The sequence below is a fragment of the Nocardiopsis potens DSM 45234 genome (genome assembly GCF_000341105.1).
GTDB lineage: Bacteria > Actinomycetota > Actinomycetes > Streptosporangiales > Streptosporangiaceae > Nocardiopsis_A > Nocardiopsis_A potens.
In genome coordinates, this window is record NZ_ANBB01000002.1 from 127,492 (window position 1) to 145,987 (window position 18,496).

Below are 18,496 nucleotides of genomic sequence, written 5' to 3' on the forward strand. Positions count from 1 at the left end.
GGGAGGCGGGCCGCGGCGGCCGGGCCGGGGTCAGCGGACCCCGGGAGAGGTCTGCTCGACCAGGGAGAAGAACCCCTCCTCCAGGTCGCCGCCGCGGGCCAGGCCGTCCAGCGGGCCCTCGTAGCGGGTCCGGCCGCGCACCAGCACCCCGACCCGGTCGCAGGTGCGGGCGATCTGGTCGAGCTGGTGGCTGGAGACCAGCACGGTCGAACCGGCGTCGGCCAGCCGCCGCAGCAGCGCGCGCACGTCCCGCATGCCGATCGGGTCGAGGCCGTTGGTCGGCTCGTCCAGGATGAGCAGCCGGGGACGGCCGACCAGGGCGATCGCGATGCCCAGCCGCCAGCGCATGCCCAGCGAGTAGGCGGCGGCCCGGCGGTCGGCCACCTGCTCCAGGCCCACCAGGGGGAGCAGCTCGGCGACGGCCGCCCCCGGGTCCACCCCGCGCAGCCGGGCGTGCGCGCGCAGGTGCTGCCGGGCGTTCAGCCGGGGCCACAGCCCGGGCCCGTCCACCAGGGAGCCGATGCCGCGCAGCGAGTCCCGCCCGAACGGGCGGCCCGCCACCTCGATCGTCCCCGAATCCGGCACCAGCAGGCCGGACACCGACTTCATCAGGGTCGTCTTGCCGGCGCCGTTCGGGCCGAGCAGGCCGTACACCTCGCCCTCGGGCACGGTCAGGTCCGCGCCGTCCAGGGCCCGGTTGCGGCCCAGTCGCTTGCCGAGGGCGCTGATGCGCAGTGCGGTGGGCATCTCAGATCTCCTTGCGGTCGACGTGGCGGGCGCCGACGGCGAGCAGCACCGCGGCGACCAGGACGGACAGGGCGACCACCGCGGGCAGCACGGCGGTCGAGTGCAGCGGGTCGCCGGGCTGCAGCGGGACGCCGCTCGCCTCGACCCCGGCCAGCGGCACGACGGCGCGCATCGGCCACACCGGGGGCAGCGCCCACCAGAACGGCGCGTCCCCGGCGAGGGCGGAGAGCAGCATGCCCGCCACCCCGGTCCCCGCGGTGGCGGCGAACCCCCACCGCTCCGCGACGGCGAGGCAGAGCGCCAGCGTCGCCGCGCCGCCCAGCCAGGGGACGAGCACCCCGGGCACGACCCGGACGGCCTCCTCCGGGGAGCCGAGCAGCACCGCCGCGGCGGACAGCAGCAGGATCAGCAGCGCGGAGCCGCACAGGCCGGCGGTGAGCAGCGCGGCGTACTTGCCGAGCAGCAGCCGGTGCCGGGGGAAGGCGTAGCCGTACATGATCCGGCGGGCGCCCCGGTCGGCGCGGACCGACGCGGCCGCGTACACCGCCGCGGCCATCGGCTGGACCGTGCCCCAGAACATCAGGACGACGCCGAACCACACCTGCCAGAGCGCGCCGGCCCGCCCCTCCGGGGAGGCCGCCGAGATCAGGCCGAGCGGCAGCACGAGGACCACCGGGAGCAGCACGGTGAGCCAGAACGGGAGGCCGGTGCGGAGCCGGCCGAGCTCCACGGCGAAGACGGCGGCGAGCGACGGGTCGTCCCGGACCGGTTCCTGCGGTCCGGGGCGGGCGGTGGCGGCGGTCACGGTCTGCTCCTCCTCGGAGGCGGGGGACGGGGCGGAGGGGCGCGTCACAGCGGCCTCCGGTCGACGTACAGGGCGGTGGCGGCGGTCAGCGCCGCGGCCAGCGCGAGCGCCATGCCGGTCAGCACCGGCAGCACGGCGGGGTCGGACATCGGGTGCCCCGGCGGGAAGAGCCCGCCGGGCGCCGGCGCCTCGGCGAGCGGGACGGCCGCCCGGGTCGGCCAGGCCGGCGGGAAGAACCACCACACGGACTTGTCGCCGAGCAGCGCGCCGAACATCGTGCCGGCGGTGCCGGCGCAGACGGCCCCGGCGATGCCCCACGCCTCGGCCGCGGCCGTGCAGACCACGAGCATCGGCAGCGCCGCGACCACCGGCAGCGTCCCGGCTGCGAAGGCGGCCGGGACGTCGCCGGGGGCGCCGTGCAGCACCGCGGTCAGCGCGGCGAGCGCGCCGAACAGCAGGCCGGAGCCGGCCCACAGCGCGGTGACCGCGCACAGCGTCCCGTAGAGCAGCCTGCGCCGGGGGAACGCGTAGCCGTACATCACCCGCTTGGCGCCGGCGTCGGTCTGCTGGGCGGCGCCCGCGTACAGCGCGGCGACGACCGGCGCGAGGACCGCCCAGCCGTACACGCTCAGGCCGAACCAGCGGCCGTAGACCGCATCGCGGGTGGCGGCGGGCTCGGCCAGCACCGTCGCGGCCAGCACCCCGCCGAGCAGGGCGGGCGGCAGCAGGGTGAGCCAGAGGAACGGGGCGGAGCGGAACCGGGACAGCGCGTCCGCGGCGATCAGGACCGCGGACGGGTCGTCCCGGGCGGTTCCGGGGGTCCGGCCGGGGGCTCGGGTGACGGGCATCGGGAGGCGCTCCTTCGTACTCCGCGCGGAGCCGGTGCGGCTCGCGGCACGGGGTACGTAGCGGGGCGGCCGGCGCCCGGTTCACTCCTCCCGCCGGAAGCCGGGCGCCCCCGCCGCCGAGCGCGGAGCGGGGGAGGCGGGAGAGGCCGCCGGGACGCGGGCGACCGGCCGATCAGGCCGCCGGACGGCCGCTCCGGCGGGGCGCCGGCCGGTGCCTCCCCCGCCTGCCGCGGGGAAGAGGCGGCGACCCCGGCCGGGGCGTCCTTGCCCCTCCGGGGAGGGCGGCGCCGCGGACGGGCGGCGGAAAGCACGGTCCCTCGCCACGGGGCAGGCACCCGCACGCCCAGCGGTCTCCAAGGCGCGTCCGCCACCCGCCGGGCCTCGCCCTTCCGGGCCGTTCCCCGCCCACCGCGGACGGGGGCACCGGGCGGAGGCGGGCCCGGCACGGGCAGCGGCCTCCTCGCCGCCGTGCGGCCGGAGGCCGTACGCGGACTCCCTGGCCCTGGGGAAGGCGATCCGATCCTCGGGGCGGGCGGCCGCCCGACGGCGTCCAGAGGGCGAGGCCGGGGTGGGGCGCTCCCGGGGCCCGGCCGCCCCCTTCGGACGCGGGGCACCGGGCGGCCGTGCGGCCGGAGGCCGTACGCGGAATCCCCGGCCGAAGGGAAGGCGGTCCGGTCCGCTCCCGGGCTCCGGCCGTTCCCCGGATCCGGGGCGCCGGCCGGCGGGATCGGGTGGGGCCCGGTGGGGGTCAGGGGGTGTGTGCCGCCCGGAGGTCGGACATCAGGGCCGCGTAGCCGTCCTCCAGGGACGGGGCGGTCGGGCGGGCGGCGGGCGGGGGCGTGTCGGTGACGATCCGCCGGTCGGGTGCGCCATCGGGGGCGGGGAGCAGGAAGACCCGGTCGGCGGCGATCTCGGCGAGGCCGGCGGCGGGGCCGGTGTAGGCGGTCCGGCCGCCGGCCAGCACGGCCACGTCCGGGCAGAGCGCCGCGGCGTCGTCCAGCAGGTGGGTGGAGAACAGCACGGTCCGCTCCGCGCCGAGGCCGGACAGCAGGCCGCGCAGCCGGATCCGCTCCTCCACGTCCAGGCCGGCGGTCGGCTCGTCCAGCAGCACCAGCTCCGGGTCGCCCAGCAGCGCCTGGGCGATGCCGACCCGGCGCCGGGTCCCCGCGGACAGCGCGCCGATCCTGCGGTCCGCCTCGAACACCAGGCCGAGCCGGTCCAGCAGCTCGCCGGCGCGGCGGCGGCGCTCCCGCGGGTCGTCGATCCCCTTGAGCAGGCCGGCGTGGTCGAGGAAGTCCCGCGGCGTCAGGTCGGGGTAGAGCGCGGCGTCCTGCGGCAGGTAGCCCAGGACGCGCCGGAGCGCCCGCCGCCCGGCCCGGGTGCGCAGGTCCAGGCCGCCGGCGCTGACCCGCCCGGCACGCACCCGGAGCACCCCGGCGAGCAGCCGGATCAGCGTGGTCTTCCCGGCGCCGTTGGGACCGAGCAGCCCGAAGACGCCCGGCCCGAACTCCGCGTCGACGCCGTCGAGCACCCGGCGGCGCCGGAACGAGTGGGCCAGGCCGCTGATCGCGACGTGCATGCGGCGGCTCCCGAGCGAGGTCTGCGGGGCCGGCCCGGCCCGGCCGCAGCGGCGCGGCCTCCCGGGGAGCCGGGCCCGGCCCCCTCCGGAAGGGCGCGCTCCCACCGCGGGGCGAGCCCGGGCCGCCCCCTTGGAAGAGCGCGGTCCTTCCGGGGCCGAGCCCGGCTCAGCCCTCCGGAAGGGCGCGGTCCTCCCGGGCGACCAGCCGCGCCGCCCAGGCCAGCAGGGCCGCGGCGAGCAGCAGGCTCACCGGCCCGGTGGACCACACCGGGCCGATCGTATCGGCCAGCGGCCCCAGCGGTCCCCGGGCCGCAGGTCCCGCCCCCGCGCCGGCCGCCGCCGCGAGCGCGGAGGCCAGCCACGAGGAGGCGCCCAGCGCCGCGCCGACCGCCGGCGAGCGCCAGACCGAGCCGAACACGGCCAGCGCGGACCCGAGCAGCGCGGGCCCCAGCCAGGACGCGGCCAGCACCGCGGCGTCCCCCGGCCCGCCGTGCACCAGCCCGGCCGCCAGCGAGACCGCGCCGGCCGCCGCCAGGTCCGCGCCGAGCACCAGGGCCAGCCGGGACAGCCAGACCGCCACCGGCGGCACCCGCATGGTGCGCATCGGCTCCATCCGCGGATCGCGCCGCGGCTCGCACGCGGCCAGCGCGCCCACCGTCACCACCAGGGTCGCCCCCGGCCCCAGGAACAGCGCGCCGAGCCCGGCGGACGGGGCCTTCAGCGCGGCGGCGAGCAGCACCGCGAAGCCCACCGCGGACAGCGGCCACAGCAGCCGGGGGACCATCCGGGCCTGCCGCGCCACCAGCCCGGCGGCCAGCCGCAGCGACGCCCGCGCGGAGAGCCCGGGGGCCGGCGCGGTGCCGCGCACGGGCCGCTCCGCGGCCAGGGCCGGGGCGATCAGCGCGTCGAAGGAGGGCGGGCGGGCCTCCGGCTCGGCCGCGCGCAGCACCGCGCCGAGCCGGGCGGTCCCGGCGACCCGGGCCGCGCACTCCGGGCAGCCGTCCAGGTGGCCGCGGGCGGCGGCCGCCAGACCGCCGGGCCCGCGCCCGCCGGCCAGCCGGATCTGCTCCTCGTCGAGATGGGTCATTCAGCTCACCAGCCCTCGGCGGAGCGCGCCGGCGAGGCGCGCGCGGGCCTTCGACATGCGGCTCTTCACGGTACCGACGGGGATGCCGAGCACTTCGGCGATCTCCGGGTAGGGCAGCTCCTCGACCAGGGCCAGGTGCACCACTTCGCGGTGCCTGCGGGGGAGCGCGCCGATCGCGGTGAGGATCTCCCGGTGCCCGGCCGCGGCCAGCACCTCGGCCTCCACGTCGGCGCCGGCGTCGGCCGGGTCCGGGGCCTCCTCGCCGTCCAGGGCCACGGTGGCCGGCCCGGCCCGGCGCAGCCGGTCGTGCGCCTTGCGCCGGGCCACTCCGAGGATCCAGCCGCGCACCGAGGAGGCGCCGCGGAAGGTGTCCGCGGAGCGCCACACGGCGAGCCAGCTCTCCTGCATGATCTCCTCGGCGGTGCCGGCGTCCGAGGTGAGGCGGCGCAGCAGCCGCAGCACCGCCCCGGCGTGCCGGTCGTACAGTTCGCGCAGGGCGCCCTCGTCGCCCTGGGCGACGGCGGCCAGCGCTCGGCGGTCGGGATCCACGCCGGGTACGTAGCGGGCGGGGCGCGGAAGGTTCACTTCTTCCGCTCCGGGAGGGGAGCGGCCCCGGACCCCGCCGGCGGCCCCGCCGCCCCGTCCGGCGCCGGAGCGGCGGCCCCGGGGCGGCCGGGGGAGGGACGGGTCAGGCCAGCGGCGGGCCCTGGCCCGGTTCCTCCTGGTAGGAGTAGCGCTGCTCGGACCAGGGGTCGGCGATGTTGTGGTAGCCGCGTTCCTCCCAGAAGCCGCGGCGGTCGCCGGTGAGGTACTCGATCGCGCGCAGCCACTTGACGCTCTTCCAGCCGTACAGGTGCGGGACGACCAGGCGGAGCGGGTGGCCGTGCTCGGGGGTGAGCGGGGCGCCGTCGCGGTGGGTGGCCAGCAGCACGCCCTCGGCCAGGAAGTCGTCCATCCGGACGTTGGCGCTGTAGCCGTACTCGGCCCAGACCATGACGTGGGTGGCCTCCGGCGCGGGGGGCGCCAGCGCGACCAGCTCGGCGGCGGGGACGCCGCTCCACCGCACCTCCGGCAGGGTGAACCTGGTCACGCAGTGGAAGTCGGCGACCACCTCGGTCCGGGGGAGGGCGGAGAACTCCTCCCACCCCCACCGGTGGCCCCCGGCTTTCTCGGTCGCCCCGTAGACCCGGAAGTCCCAGCGCAGCGGGCGGAACCGGGGCACCGGGCCGTAGTGCACCGGCGTGTGGTCACGCGGGATGTACTGCCCCGGTGGCAGCCGCTTCTCCGGCACTGTGTCCCCTCCGTCCGCCTCCCGCCATCCTGCCAGCACCCGCCGGCGGGCGCGCCGCGCGCCCCCGGTGTGACCGGCGCCGCATGGAACCGTCGCCGGTGTGCGCTATAGTCGCTGCCATGCAGCAGAGCTTTTGGCGCTTTTATGGCTACCGGCCCATGGGATGGACGGTCGCCCGCCGAGCGCTGCTCTAGACGGACGAACCTCGAAAAGCCCCGGGCCGGAAGGCCCGGGGCTTTTTCGTGGTCCCGGACCGACGCCTCCACCGCCCGGTTCCACACACCCCGATCGCCGAAGGAACCCGAATCATGGTCATCGTGATGGCGCCCGACGCCACCTCCGACAACATCGACAGCCTGGTCGATCTGGTCGCCACCGCCGGGGGTGAGGCCTACGTGACGCGCGGCGTGAGCCGCACCATCATCGGCCTGGTCGGCGATGTCCGGCAGTTCGAGACCCTCGACCTGCGGGCGATGCCCGGGGTCAGCGACGTGCTGCGCATCTCCGCCCCGTACAAGCTGGTCAGCCGGGAGAACAACGCCGAGCGGTCGATGGTGAGCGTGCGCGGCGTGCCGATCGGCGGCGGCCACAACACGGTCATCGCCGGCCCCTGCGCGGTGGAGACCCCGGAGCAGACCCTGGAGGCCGCCCGGATGGCGCAGGCGGCCGGCGCGGCGCTGCTCCGCGGCGGCGCCTACAAGCCGCGCACCTCCCCCTACGCCTTCCAGGGCCTGGGCGAGGCGGGCCTGAAGATCCTCTCCGACGTGCGGGACGAGACCGGCCTGCCGATCGTCACCGAGGTGGTGGACGCCGCCGACGTGGAGCTGGTCGCCGGCTACGCCGACATGCTCCAGGTCGGCACCCGGAACATGCAGAACTTCGCGCTGCTCCAGGCGGTCGGCGAGTCCGGCCGGCCGGTGCTGCTCAAGCGCGGCATGAACGCCACCATCGAGGAGTGGCTGATGGCCGCGGAGTACATCGCCCAGCGCGGCAACCTCGACATCGTGCTGTGCGAGCGGGGCATCCGCACCTTCGAGAAGGCCACCCGCAACACCCTGGACATCAGTGCGGTGCCGGTCGCGCAGAACCTCTCGCACCTGCCGGTCATCGTCGACCCGTCGCACTCCGGCGGCAAGCGCGAGCTGGTCCTGCCGCTGACCCGGGCCGCGCTGGCGGTCGGCGCCGACGGCGTCATCATCGACGTGCACCCGCGCCCGGAGACCGCGCTGTGCGACGGCCCGCAGGCGCTGGTCGAGGAGGACCTCCCCGAGCTGCGGGACATGGCCTCCACGCTGACCGCGCTGCTCGGCCGCACCCTCAGCGCAGCGCCGCAGCCGCTGGCGGTCTGAGGCGCCGGGGCGGACCGGAGGGGGAGCCGCGGCGCCGCCCCGGGGAGCGGGATCCCCGGGGCGGCGCCGCGCGGGTCAGACCTTGGCCGGCGCGGCGTCGCCCAGGAAGCTCGGCTTGTGCAGCTGCGCGGTGGAGACCAGGTGCTCGGCGACCTCCTCCACGTCCAGCCGCTTCTCGATCTGGCGCAGGTCGGGGATCTTGGCGGCGGTCTCCACCTGGCGCGGGGTGAGCAGGGTGCAGCAGTCCTCGTCGGGCAGCTCGGAGATGGACAGGGTGCCGATCCGGCGGGCCTGGTCCATGATCTCGGTCTTGTCCATCCCGATCAGCGGCCGCAGGATGGGCAGGTCCACCGCGTCGTCCAGCGCGGTCAGGTTCTCCATGGTCTGGCTGGAGACCTGGCCCAGGGCGTCCCCGGTGATCAGCGCCTGCGCCTTGAGGTCGTCGGCCAGCGCCTCGGCGGTCTTCAGCATCAGCCGGCGCTGCGCGACGATCTGCAGCCGCTCGACGCCGGAGCTCTTCAGCTGCTGCTGGGCCTTGCCGAACGGGATCACGAACAGCCGGGAGCCGACCTGGAACCGGTCCAGCTGGCGGACCAGGCTGTAGGCCTTGTAGATCGACTCCGGGCCGGTGAACGGCATCCCGGAGAAGTGCAGGAAGTCGACCTTGAGGCCGCGCCGCATCATCCGGTGCGCGGCGACCGGGGAGTCGATGCCGCCGGACATCAGCACCAGGCCGCGGCCGCTCATCCCGACCGGCAGCCCGCCCTGGCCGGGGATGCCGTCGTTGAACACGAACACCTCGTCCTTGTCGACCTCGACGAAGACGGTGTTGTCCGGGCGCTTCAGGTTCACCGGGAGGCCGTGCACCTCCTTGATCCGGGCGCCGATGGCGCCGGCGATCTCCGAGGAGGTCATCGGGAACCGCTTGTCGCGGCGGCGGGCCCGCACCGCGAAGCTGCCGCTGCGGCCGGCCAGCGAGCGCACCGCGATGTCGGTGACCGCGTCCAGGTCCTTGGCGACCCGCCGCACCTGGTGCACCCAGACGACGCCCATCACGTTGCGCATCCGCTCGGCGAGCTCGGCGACCTCCAGGTCGGAGGCGCCGGGCATGCGCAGGATGATGACGCCGGCGCCGCGCTGGGTCAGCCGGATCTCGCCCAGCCCGCGGGCGGCGTTGCGGATGTTGTTGTGCAGGCGCCGCTCGAAGAGCTTCCGGTTGCTGCCTTTGAGGACGATCTCGCCGAGCTTCATCAGCACGCACAGTTCGCCCAGTCCGGACTCGGACGCCGCCGGGCCGGGGGCGGCGCCCGCGGACACGGTCGCGGTGTCGGAGGCGGAGTCGGACGTGACTGCCATCGCGGCATCTCCAGATATTGCGTCGGGTGGTGCGGTCGAGGGGCCGGGCCTCGCACACGGGGGCCGCCGGTCCCGGATCCCTCCAGTATCGGCCACCGCCGATACCGGTCGGAACGCATTTTCCGGGAAGGGCGGGCGCGCCCCCGCGGGGCGGCGCCCCGCGCGCCCCCGGGCGCGCACTCGGCCGCGCACTCGGCCGCGCCCCCGGGCGTGCGAAAGGCCCCGCGGAGCGCGGGGCCCGGCGCCCGGCGGGCGCGATCGAGGAGGGGACCGCCCGGGTCAGCCGAAGAAGACCTCGGCCTCGGCGTAGCGCTCCGTGGGCACGGTCTTGAGCTCGTCGGTGGCCTCGGCCAGCTCCACCCGGACGATGTCGGTGCCCTGCAGGGCGACCATCTTGCCCCAGTCCCGGTCGTGCACCGCGGAGATGGCGTGCACGCCCAGGCGGGTGGCGAGCACCCGGTCGAACGCGGAGGGGGTGCCGCCGCGCTGCACGTGGCCCAGGACCACCGAGCGGGCCTCCTCGCCGGTGCGCTTCTCGATCTCGTCGGCCAGCCGCTGGCCGATCCCGCCGAGGCGGACGTGGCCGAAGGAGTCGGTCTCCCCGGTGGCCAGCTCCATCTGGCCGTCCTTGGGGTGGGCGCCCTCGGCGACGACGATGATCGGCGCGTACTGGGTCTTGAACCGGCTCTCCACCCAGCCGACGACCTCGTCGATGTCGAACGGGCGCTCCGGGATCAGGATGGCGTTGGCGCCGGCCGCCATGCCGGAGTGCAGCGCGATCCAGCCGGCGTGCCGGCCCATGACCTCCACGACCAGGGCCCGGTGGTGCGACTCGGCGGTGGTGTGCAGCCGGTCGATCGCCTCGGTGGCGATGTTCACCGCGGTGTCGAAGCCGAAGGTGTAGTCGGTGGCGTTGAGGTCGTTGTCGATCGTCTTGGGGACGCCGACGACGTTCACCCCGCGCTCGGTGAGCCGCGCGGCCACGCCCAGGGTGTCCTCGCCGCCGATGGCCACCAGGGCGTCGATGCCCAGCCCGGCCAGGTTGTCCTTGACCCGCTCGACACCGCCCTCGATCTTCATCAGGTTGGTCCGGGAGGAGCCCAGGATGGTCCCGCCGCGGGGCAGGATCCCGCGCACCGCCGCGCGGTCGAGGGGCATGGTGTCGCCCTCCAGGGGGCCGCGCCAGCCGTCCCGGAAGCCGACGAACTCGTACCCGTAGTCATTGATGCCCTTGCGGACGACCGCCCGGATCACGGCGTTCAGCCCCGGGCAGTCGCCGCCGCCGGTCAGCACCCCGACTCGCATGCGCCTAACTCCTCGATGTCGTATGGGAAGGTCGTGTGGTTCCGGGGTGCGGGCGCGAGCCCGGACCCGGTGCGGCGGAGCGCGCCGCCGTTGAGAACACTTGACCTCGGGGCCCGCTCCCGTCAGCCTAACGGCATTGATGTGACGGGCATCACGGTGCGTCCCGTGCCGTGCGTTCCACCTCCGTCGCCGAGGGGTAGATCCCAGCGGTGACGGCCGGAGCGAGGGAGGAGACGACTCCCTTCCGCCGCCCACATGGTCTAGACCATAGTCGCCCGAAGCACTGGAGGCCAATACATGTCCGTGCTGACCATCGACGCCGGAACCACCGGCGTCACCGCCCTCGTGGTCGGCGAGAACGGCCGCGTTCTCGCCCGGGGATACCAGGAGTTCGCCCAGCACTATCCGGAGTCGGGATGGGTGGAGCACGTCCCCGAGGAGATCTGGCAGGCCACCCTGGCCGCGTGCCAGAGCGCCCTGGACGCGACCGAAGAGGCCCCCACCTGCATCGGGATCACCAACCAGCGGGAGACCGCGGTGCTGTGGAACCGCCGGCGCGGCTCCTCGCCGCGGCGGGCGATCGTCTGGCAGGACCGCCGCACCGCCGGCATCTGCACCGAGCTGCGCGAGGCCGGGCACGAGCAGAGAGTCACCGAGCTCACCGGGCTCCGCCTCGACCCCTACTTCACCGCCACCAAGCTCACCTGGATGAAGCGGAACGACCAGCGCGCCTGGGCCGGGGTGGAGGAGGGGGAGACCGCGGTCGGCACGGTCGACTCCTACATCATCTCCCGGCTCACCGGCGGCGCCCGGCACGTCACCGACGCCAGCAACGCCTCGCGCACCCTGCTCTACGACATCCGCGCCGGCGGCTGGTCCGAGGAGCTGTGCGACCTGTTCGGGGTGCCGAAGTCGGCGCTGCCCGAGGTGGTGCCCTCCTACGGCGTGGTCGGCGAGTCGGTCCCCGAGGAGTTCCTCGGGCTGCGGCTGCCGATCGCCGGCATCGCCGGCGACCAGCAGGCGGCCATGTTCGGCCAGAACTGCTACACGCCCGGCTCCTCCAAGTGCACCTACGGGACCGGCTCGTTCGTTCTGCTCAACACCGGCGGCGAGGTGATCGCGCCGGAGCACGGCCTGCTCAGCACGGTGCTGTGGCAGCACCCGGACGGCCGCCTGGAGTACGCCCTGGAGGGCTCGATCTTCGTCACCGGCGCCGCGGTGCAGTGGCTCCGCGACGGCCTGGGCCTGATCGACACCGCGCCGCAGTCCGAGGCGCTGGCCGCCAGCGTGCCCGACTCCGGCGGCGTGGTGTTCGTGCCCGCGCTGACCGGCCTGGGCGCCCCGGACTGGGACCCCTACGCGCGCGGCGCGATCTTCGGCATCACCCGCGGCACCGGCCGCGCCCACCTGGCCCGGGCCACCCTGGACGCGATCGCCTTCGAGGTGCGCGACGTCGCCGAGTCGATGTCCCGCGCCTCCGGCACCAGCCTGCCCGAGCTGCGGGTGGACGGCGGCGCCTCCGCCAACGACCTGCTCTGCCAGATCCAGGCGGACCAGCTCGGCGTCTCCGTGGCCCGCCCGGAGGTGCAGGAGACCACCGCCCTCGGCGCCGCCTTCCTGGCCGGCCTGGGCACCGGCGTCTGGTCCTCCACCGAGGAGCTCTCCCGCACCTGGAAGCTGGACCGCAGGTTCGAACCGGGCAAGCGCGACGAGACCCACTACAAGCGCTGGCGCACCGCCGTCGAACGCTCCAAGGGCTGGGCCGAACTCGGCTGACCCGCCCCGCCCGGCACCGCCACCCGCGCGGTGCCGGGCGGGCGGCACGCTTCTCAGCAGGCCCGGAAGGCGCCGGTGTCCAGGGTGAACCCGAACGGTTCCGGGATGTCCAGCGGCTTGCCGAAGGCCACCGTCTCCGACTCCCGGTACTCGCCACCCTCCGGGGTGGTGTACAGCGTCGCGGCCCTGCGGAGCGGGTCGATCAGCAGGTAGAGCGGGATCGCGGCGGCGGGGTAGATGCCGAGCTTGCGGCTCCGGTCGTGCTCTTTGCTACCGGGCGAGACCACCTCGGCCGCCAGCAGGACCTCTTCGGGGGGGACCCAGTGCTCCGGGGTGGCCAGCACCTCCACCGGGGCCACGAACAGGTCGGGGATCACGCTGCGGCCGATGCCGAACATCCGTACTTCGAGACGGCCCTCGGTGCGGGTGCGGGGCGGCAGGTTCGGGTGCAGCAGTTCATCGAGCCGCCAGACGTTGTGCCGGTGCAGCCCGCTGGGGGTAGGGGACATCACGATGCCTTCGTCTCCCAGGATCTCGGCCCGGTACCCCGGGGGGGCGTCGAATCCGTCCAGAGCCTCGAAGAGCCGGTGGCCCTGCCGTTCGGCGATCGCCGACATGTCGTGCCTCCGTGCCATGAGGTGCCGTCCCCTCGATCCTGGCGTACCGTGCGCCGGTGCCGCACGGATTCCAGATTACTCGTCCAGTTTCCGCTCGATCGCGTAGCGGACCAGCTGGGCGCGGTTGTGCAGGTGGAGTTTGGTGAGCGTGTTCTGCACGTGGTTCTGGACCGTGCGGTGGGCGATGCCCAGGCGGGAGGCGATCCGCTTGTACTCCAGGCCCTTGGCGACCAGGCGGAGGACCTCGGTCTCGCGCGGGGTGAGCTCGGGGGCGGCGGGTTCGGCGGCGGCCGGGGCGGGGGAGGCGGCGAGCCGCCGGTACTCGCCGAGCACCAGGCCGGCCAGGCCGGGGGTGAACACCGCCTCGCCGGCGTGCACGCTGCGCACCGCCTCCAGCAGCTCCTCGCGGCCGGCGGACTTCACCAGGTAGCCGGTGGCCCCGGCCTTGACCGCGTCCAGCACGTCGCGGTGCTCGCCGCTGGCCGACAGGATCAGCACCCGCGGCGGCGCCGCGCCCTCCAGCAGCCGGCGGGTCACCTCCACCCCGGTGGTGTCCGGCAGCTGCAGGTCGAGCAGGACCACCGTGGGGCGGGCGGCCGGGGCGACGCGGACCGCCTTGGCGCCGTCGCCGGCGGTCGCCACCACCTCGAACCCGGCCTCCGCCAGGTCGCGGGCGACCGCGTCGCGCCACATCGGGTGGTCGTCCACGACCATGACGCGGATCCCCGCGCCGCCGTCCGCGTCCCGCCGCGCGCCGCCCGGGCCGCCGATACCGTCCGTCTGCTCCATGGACGGCACCCTACTGCGGCCGGGCGGCGGCGGTCAGGCCCCGGCGGCCGGGTCCCGGGGCCCGGCCGCTCAGTCGTCGCCCCGGTCCCCGCGGCCGTTCCCCTGGCCGCCCCCGTTGCCGTTCCCGCCGCCACCGCCGCCGCCGAAGGGCGTCACGATCAGCTCGACCTCGTCGCCCTTGCGGACCTTGCCCTTGGGCTTGTAGTCGGTGACCCGGTCCCCGCCGAGGATGACGGTGACCTTCACCTTCAGGCCGAGGTCCTTGAGCTCCTTCTCGGCCTCCTCGACGGTCTTCCCGCGCACGTCGGGGACGTCGAACTCCTCCTTGCCGTCGGAGACGGTGAGGGTCACCGTGTCGCCCGGGCCGACCTGGGCGCCCTCCTCCGGGTCCTGGGAGATGACGGTGTTCTTCTCCACGTCGTCGCTGAACTCCCGGACCACCTCGACCGCGATCCCGGCGTCCTCCAGCTGCTTGCGGGCCTCGCCGGCCTTCTGCCCGGTCACGTCGGGGACCGGGATGCCCGCGCTGACGGTGAGCGTCACGGTGCCCTCCCGGTCGGCCTCCGAGCCCGGCTCGGGGTCGCAGGAGAGCACGGTGCCCGGCTCGGCCTCGCGCGAGTCGGCCTCCTCCACCTCGATGTTGCTGAAGCCCTCGTCCTCCAGGGCCTTGCGCGCGTTCTCCACCGGCTCGCCCACCACCTCGGGCAGCTCGACGCTGCGCGGGCCCTTGGAGAGCGCGACGGTGACCGTCTCGCCGGGCAGGATGCTCTCCCCGGCCGCCGGGGAGACCTCGGCGACCTCGCCGGTGGCGGCGTCGTCGCTGTAGACCTCCTTCTCCGACACGCGCAGCCCCAGGTCGGCCTCTGAGAGCAGCCGGGCCGCCTCCTCGCGGTCGGCGCCGACCAGGTCGGGCACCTCCGCGTAGCGGCCGAAGAAGACCCACCAGCCGGTGCAGAGCAGCACCACCGCCAGCACGCCCGCGGCGGCGGCGAGCATCCGCCGGTCCCGCCACCACGGGTCGCCCGGGTCGGGGTAGCCGTCGTCGGGGTCGTCGTCCGGGTCGAGCACCGGCGGCAGGTCGACCGCGACGGTGCGGTTCTCCCCGGCCGGCTCGGGGAGCGGGACGCCCGGGGCGGTCGGGTTGGTCGGGTCGATCGGGCCGGCCGGAGCCCCCGGGTCGGTCGGGGCGGCGGCGAAGGCCGCGGACAGGTTCGGACCGGAGTCCGCCGAGCCCCCGCTGACCTGGAGCACCGCGGAGAGGAACTGGTTGGCGTCCCCGGGCCGGTACCGCGGGTCGCGCTCGGTGGCCCGGGTGACCAGCCGGTCCACCTCGGGCGGGATGCCCGACACCACCCGGGAGGGGCGCGGGACGTCCTCGTTGACGTGCTGGTAGGCGACGGCGATGGTGCTGTCGCCGGTGTGCGGCTGGGACCCGGTCAGCAGCTCGTAGAACATCACGCCGGCCGCGTAGACGTCGCTGCGCGCGTCGGAGACGCCCCGCTCGATCTGCTCCGGCGCGAGGTAGGCGGCGGTGCCCATCACGGTGCCGGTCTTGGTCAGCCCCTGGCCGGACGACTCCACCGCCCGGGCCAGGCCGAAGTCGGCGACCTTCACCCCGCCGTCGTCGGTGAGCAGCACGTTCTCCGGCTTGACGTCCCGGTGCACCAGGCCGGCCTGGTGCGCCGCGCCCAGCGCGCCCAGCACCGCGGCCATCACCTGGAGCGCCTCGCGCACCCCGAGCCGCCCCATGGCGGTGAGCATGTCGCGCAGCGTCCGCCCCGGGACGTACTCCATGGCCAGGAAGACATGGCCCTGGTCCTGGCCCTGGTCGAAGACCTGCACCACGTTGGGATGGGAGAGCCGGGCCGCGGAGTGCGCCTCGTTGATGAAGCGGCGCACGAAGTCCGGGTCGGTGGCCAGCGACGGATGCATCACCTTCAGCGCCACGGGCCGGTCCAGCCGGAGGTCGTGGGCGAGGTAGACGGTTGCCATGCCGCCGCCGGCGACGCGCGACTCGACGGAGTAGCGACGGTCGAGCGTCGCACCTATCAGCGGGTCGGCAGTCGTGAAGTCCACGGGAGGGGAGTCTACGGGTGTTCGGCGGGAGGGGAGGACGCGTGGGCGTGCCGGCGCACCGGGATCCGCCCGGCCAGCCGCGCCGCGCGCCCGGCCCGGACCGCGTCGCGCATCGCCCCCGCCATCAGCACCGGGTCCTGGGCCCGGGTGACCGCGGTGGCCAGCAGCACCGCGTCGCAGCCCAGCTCCATGGCCTGCGCCGCCTCGCTGGCGGTGCCGATCCCGGCGTCGATGATCACCGGCACCGAGGCCTGCTCGACGATCAGCTCGATGTTGTGCGGGTTGCGGATGCCCAGACCGGAGCCGATCGGCGCGGCCAGCGGCATCACCGCGGCGCAGCCCAGCTGCTCCAGCCGGCGCGCCAGCACCGGGTCGTCGCTGGTGTAGGGCAGCACGGTGAAGCCCTCGTCGACCAGGCGCTCGGCGGCGTCCAGCAGCTCCACCGGGTCGGGCAGCAGGGTGCGCTCGTCGGCCACCACCTCCAGCTTGACCCAGTCGGTCTCCAGCGCCTCCCGGCCCAGCCGGGCGGTGCGCACCGCCTCGGCCGCGGTGAAGCACCCGGCGGTGTTGGGCAGCGGCGCGATCCCGTTCCGCTGCAGCACGTCCCAGACCGACCCCTGGGTGCCGGGGGCGACCCTGCGCATGGCGACGGTGGTCAGCTCGGTCCCGGAGGCGATCAGCGCCTCCTCCAGCACGCTCATCGACGGCGCGCCGCCGGTGCCGGTGATCAGCCGGGAGCCGAACCGGCGCCCGGCGATGACCAGCGGATCGGCGGCCCGCCGCGGGTCCTGCGCGGTCCCGGCGGCCCCTGCGGCCTCGGTGGTCTCGGCGGACATCGGATCAGCCTCCCTGGACGGCGGTGAGCACGTCCACCCGGTCGTTCTCGGCGACCGGGGTGTCGTCCCAGCCGCCCTTGGGCACCACTTCGTCGTTGACCGCGGCGGCGACGCCGCTGCGCGCCCCGGTGAGCGAGCGCACCACGTCGCCGACGGTGCTGCCGGGAGCGACGGTGCGCCGCTCGCCGTTGACGATCACGTCCACTGCGTTCTCCTCTCGGTACCGGATCAGTGCCGGCCTCGGACGCCGGCCGGCTCGAACCGGGCGGCCGCGAACCTGCGGGCGAAGTCCGGCAGCGCCCCGCCGGCCAGCACCTCGGCCATCGCGTCGGCGGTGCCGGGGGTGAGCAGCACCCCGTGCCGGAAGTGCCCGGTGGCCAGGTGCAGCCCGGCCGGGCCCAGCGGCCCCAGGAGCGGCTCGTTGTCCGGCGACCCGGGGCGCAGCCCGACGCAGGCCTCGGCGATCTCCAGCTCCCCGACGCCCGGGACCAGCTCGTGCGCGTCGCGCAGGATCTGGTAGACGCCGCCGGCGGTGAGCCGGGTGTCCGCCCCCATCTCCTCCTGGGTGGCGCCCAGCACGATCTCGCCGTCGGCGCGCGGCACCAGGTAGACGGGGGTCCCCTTGACCAGGCCGCGCACGGTGCGGGAGACGATCGGCTCCTCGCCGGCGGGGGTGCGCAGCCGCAGCAGCTGCCCCTTGACCGGGCGCACCGGCGGGATCAGCCCGTCGGGGAGGCCGCCGATGGACGGGGTCCACACCCCGGCGGCCAGCACCACCTGCTCGGCGCGGACCTCCGCGCCGCCGGCGGTGCGGACGCCGCGCACCCGGCCGCCCTCGCAGAGCACCTCGGCGGCGCGGTCGGCGACGAAGTCCGCCCCGCGCGCCGCCGCGGCCGCGCGCAGGGCGCGGGCCAGCCGGCGCGGGTCGACCGAGTGGTCGCCGGGGACGTGCACGCCGCCGCGCACCCCGGGGGCGAGCATCGGCTCCAGCCGGCGGCACTCCCGGGAGGTGATCCGCTCGGCCTTCAGCCCCAGCCGGGACTGGAGCTCGCCGAGCTCGGTCAGCCGGGACAGGTCGTCGGTGTCGAAGGCGATCTGCAGGGTGCCGCGCTCCCGGTAGCCGGCGTCCTCCCCGGAGTCGGCCTGCACGTCGCGGACGAAGCCGGGGTAGCGGTCGCGGGAGTCGGCGCCGAAGCGCATCAGCTCCTCTTCGCCGAACATCGCCTCGGTGGCCGGGGTGAGCATGCCCGCGGCGACGCCGGAGGCCGCGGCGGGGTCGCCGGCCGGGGCGACGACGGCGACCCGCAGCCCGCGCCGGGCGGCGCGCCAGGCGGTGGCCAGGCCGATCAGCCCGCCGCCGGCGACCGCGGCGTCGTAGCCGCCGCGGTGGGCGGGGGTCTCTGCTGCACGCATGGCGGAGATGCCACTCCCTTCGCCGGCATGACCCGGATCAGGTTCGTGCGGTCGGGGGCTGACAGCCCCCCTCTCAGCCGGGTCCCACCCGGCTCCCGCGGGAACGTTCGCTTCGCGGACCCGTACCCGGTGGCCGGATCCGCCCCCATCCTAGCGACGGCCGTGGCCGGGCGGCCGGAGAGGTCGGACCACCGGACGGCGGGGCGGCGGCGCGCAGCGCCTCCGGGCAGGGGCCGGATATGGCACATTGGGGGTGTGAACGAGAACGACAACCGCATCGACGCCCTGGTCGGCGACTGGATGACCGTCAAGGACGCCGCGGCCGCCCTCAACGTCTCCCCGAACAGGATCAAGCAGTTCATCCGGGACCACCGCCTGGTCGGTCTGAAGCGCGGCGGCGAGCTGCGGATCCCGGCGGCCTTCATCTCCGGCGGCGACGTCCTCAAGGGCCTCCCCGGGACCCTCACCGTGCTGGCGGACTGCGGCTTCACCGAGGAGGAGGCGCTGGACTGGCTGTTCACCCCGGACGAGACGCTGCCCGGGGCGCCGATCGACGCGCTGGCGCAGAACCGCGGCACCGAGGTGCGCCGCCGGGCGCAGGCGATGGCCCTGTGATCCGGGT

The 18,496-nt window shown here is 75.7% G+C and carries 18 protein-coding genes and 1 riboswitch; of the genes, 3 read left to right on the forward strand and 15 right to left on the reverse strand.

Going from position 1 to position 18,496, the window contains the following annotated elements; genetic code table 11:
• Positions 1-30 precede the first annotated feature (30 nt).
• From D459_RS0100935 to D459_RS0100965, 7 genes are all read right to left on the reverse strand, one after another.
• Positions 31-747 carry an ABC transporter ATP-binding protein gene (locus D459_RS0100935; protein WP_017591106.1) on the reverse strand — a complete coding sequence of 239 codons (717 nt, stop codon included), beginning with the start codon at positions 745-747 and terminating at the stop codon, positions 31-33.
• A gap of 1 nt (position 748) precedes the next feature.
• A complete protein-coding gene (locus D459_RS0100940; RefSeq protein WP_017591107.1) occupies positions 749-1,600 on the reverse strand; it encodes an ABC-2 family transporter permease in 852 nt (283 codons plus the stop codon).
• Positions 1,597-2,400: an ABC-2 family transporter permease gene (locus tag D459_RS33425; protein ID WP_017591108.1), complete on the reverse strand. Its 804-nt coding sequence runs from the start codon at positions 2,398-2,400 to the stop codon at positions 1,597-1,599. The genes D459_RS0100940 and D459_RS33425 overlap by 4 nt, the downstream gene beginning before the upstream one ends.
• A 748-nt stretch (positions 2,401-3,148) precedes the next feature.
• Positions 3,149-3,979: an ATP-binding cassette domain-containing protein gene (locus D459_RS0100950; protein ID WP_017591109.1), complete on the reverse strand. Its 831-nt coding sequence runs from the start codon at positions 3,977-3,979 to the stop codon at positions 3,149-3,151.
• A gap of 166 nt (positions 3,980-4,145) precedes the next feature.
• A complete protein-coding gene (locus D459_RS0100955; protein ID WP_017591110.1) occupies positions 4,146-5,066 on the reverse strand; it encodes a cupin domain-containing protein in 921 nt (306 codons plus the stop codon).
• The gene (locus D459_RS0100960; RefSeq protein WP_040708810.1) at positions 5,067-5,615 is read right to left on the reverse strand and encodes an RNA polymerase sigma factor; all 549 of its coding nucleotides are present in this window, start codon (positions 5,613-5,615) and stop codon (positions 5,067-5,069) included. It lies immediately after the preceding gene.
• Positions 5,616-5,754: 139 nt separating this feature from the next.
• Positions 5,755-6,357 carry a molybdopterin-dependent oxidoreductase gene (locus D459_RS0100965; protein WP_017591112.1) on the reverse strand — a complete coding sequence of 201 codons (603 nt, stop codon included), beginning with the start codon at positions 6,355-6,357 and terminating at the stop codon, positions 5,755-5,757.
• A gap of 308 nt (positions 6,358-6,665) precedes the next feature.
• On the opposite strand from D459_RS0100965, the gene aroF reads away from it, so the two are divergent.
• Positions 6,666-7,706, forward strand: coding sequence for a 3-deoxy-7-phosphoheptulonate synthase (gene aroF, locus D459_RS0100970; RefSeq protein ID WP_017591113.1), 1,041 nt, complete (start codon positions 6,666-6,668; stop codon positions 7,704-7,706).
• A 75-nt stretch (positions 7,707-7,781) separates the two neighbouring features.
• Here the strand turns inward: aroF and thiI are convergent, their stop codons facing one another.
• Positions 7,782-9,062, reverse strand: coding sequence for a tRNA uracil 4-sulfurtransferase ThiI (thiI, locus tag D459_RS0100975; RefSeq protein WP_017591114.1), 1,281 nt, complete (start codon positions 9,060-9,062; stop codon positions 7,782-7,784).
• Positions 9,063-9,341: 279 nt separating this feature from the next.
• Positions 9,342-10,367: a 6-phosphofructokinase gene (locus D459_RS0100980; protein ID WP_017591115.1), complete on the reverse strand. Its 1,026-nt coding sequence runs from the start codon at positions 10,365-10,367 to the stop codon at positions 9,342-9,344.
• 297 nt (positions 10,368-10,664) lie between these two features.
• On the opposite strand from D459_RS0100980, the gene glpK reads away from it, so the two are divergent.
• Positions 10,665-12,143 carry a glycerol kinase GlpK gene (gene glpK / locus D459_RS0100985; protein WP_017591116.1) on the forward strand — a complete coding sequence of 493 codons (1,479 nt, stop codon included), beginning with the start codon at positions 10,665-10,667 and terminating at the stop codon, positions 12,141-12,143.
• A gap of 53 nt (positions 12,144-12,196) precedes the next feature.
• Here the strand turns inward: glpK and D459_RS0100990 are convergent, their stop codons facing one another.
• From D459_RS0100990 to thiO, 6 genes are all read right to left on the reverse strand, one after another.
• The gene (locus D459_RS0100990) at positions 12,197-12,778 is read right to left on the reverse strand and encodes a Uma2 family endonuclease (protein ID WP_241484938.1); all 582 of its coding nucleotides are present in this window, start codon (positions 12,776-12,778) and stop codon (positions 12,197-12,199) included.
• A 57-nt stretch (positions 12,779-12,835) separates the two neighbouring features.
• A complete protein-coding gene (locus D459_RS0100995) occupies positions 12,836-13,474 on the reverse strand; it encodes a response regulator (protein ID WP_026119941.1) in 639 nt (212 codons plus the stop codon).
• Between the two features lie 144 nt (positions 13,475-13,618).
• Entirely contained in the window at positions 13,619-15,625 is a 2,007-nt protein-coding gene (pknB, locus tag D459_RS0101000; RefSeq protein WP_026119942.1) for a Stk1 family PASTA domain-containing Ser/Thr kinase, read from the reverse strand.
• Between the two features lie 11 nt (positions 15,626-15,636).
• Positions 15,637-16,461: a thiazole synthase gene (locus D459_RS0101005; RefSeq protein WP_017591120.1), complete on the reverse strand. Its 825-nt coding sequence runs from the start codon at positions 16,459-16,461 to the stop codon at positions 15,637-15,639.
• A 4-nt stretch (positions 16,462-16,465) separates the two neighbouring features.
• On the reverse strand, positions 16,466-16,666 hold the full coding sequence (gene thiS, locus D459_RS0101010; RefSeq protein ID WP_017591121.1) for a sulfur carrier protein ThiS: 201 nt from the start codon (positions 16,664-16,666) through the stop codon (positions 16,466-16,468).
• Between the two features lie 23 nt (positions 16,667-16,689).
• The gene (gene thiO / locus D459_RS0101015) at positions 16,690-17,874 is read right to left on the reverse strand and encodes a glycine oxidase ThiO (protein WP_017591122.1); all 1,185 of its coding nucleotides are present in this window, start codon (positions 17,872-17,874) and stop codon (positions 16,690-16,692) included.
• Positions 17,872-17,983, reverse strand: a riboswitch (TPP riboswitch). Its footprint overlaps the gene before it by 3 nt.
• 146 nt (positions 17,984-18,129) lie before the next feature.
• Between thiO and D459_RS0101020 the strand changes: the two genes are divergently transcribed.
• Entirely contained in the window at positions 18,130-18,489 is a 360-nt protein-coding gene (locus D459_RS0101020) for an Rv2175c family DNA-binding protein (protein WP_017591123.1), read from the forward strand.
• Positions 18,490-18,496: the final 7 nt, after the last annotated feature.

Excerpts from the sequence above, each read along its gene's own strand:
- D459_RS0100990 (WP_241484938.1), bottom strand. The coding sequence starts at position 12,778 with ATGGCACGGAGGCACGACATGTCGGCGATCGCCGAACGGCAGGGCCAC.
- D459_RS0100935 (WP_017591106.1), bottom strand. The coding sequence starts at position 747 with ATGCCCACCGCACTGCGCATCAGCGCCCTCGGCAAGCGACTGGGCCGC.
- D459_RS0101005 (WP_017591120.1), bottom strand. The coding sequence starts at position 16,461 with ATGTCCGCCGAGACCACCGAGGCCGCAGGGGCCGCCGGGACCGCGCAG.
- thiI (WP_017591114.1), bottom strand. The coding sequence starts at position 9,062 with ATGGCAGTCACGTCCGACTCCGCCTCCGACACCGCGACCGTGTCCGCG.
- aroF (WP_017591113.1), top strand. The coding sequence starts at position 6,666 with ATGGTCATCGTGATGGCGCCCGACGCCACCTCCGACAACATCGACAGC.
- D459_RS0100995 (WP_026119941.1), bottom strand. The coding sequence starts at position 13,474 with ATGGTCGTGGACGACCACCCGATGTGGCGCGACGCGGTCGCCCGCGAC.
- thiO (WP_017591122.1), bottom strand. The coding sequence starts at position 17,874 with ATGCGTGCAGCAGAGACCCCCGCCCACCGCGGCGGCTACGACGCCGCG.
- glpK (WP_017591116.1), top strand. The coding sequence starts at position 10,665 with ATGTCCGTGCTGACCATCGACGCCGGAACCACCGGCGTCACCGCCCTC.
- D459_RS0100950 (WP_017591109.1), bottom strand. The coding sequence starts at position 3,979 with ATGCACGTCGCGATCAGCGGCCTGGCCCACTCGTTCCGGCGCCGCCGG.
- D459_RS0100980 (WP_017591115.1), bottom strand. The coding sequence starts at position 10,367 with ATGCGAGTCGGGGTGCTGACCGGCGGCGGCGACTGCCCGGGGCTGAAC.
- D459_RS33425 (WP_017591108.1), bottom strand. The coding sequence starts at position 2,400 with ATGCCCGTCACCCGAGCCCCCGGCCGGACCCCCGGAACCGCCCGGGAC.
- D459_RS0100955 (WP_017591110.1), bottom strand. The coding sequence starts at position 5,066 with ATGACCCATCTCGACGAGGAGCAGATCCGGCTGGCCGGCGGGCGCGGG.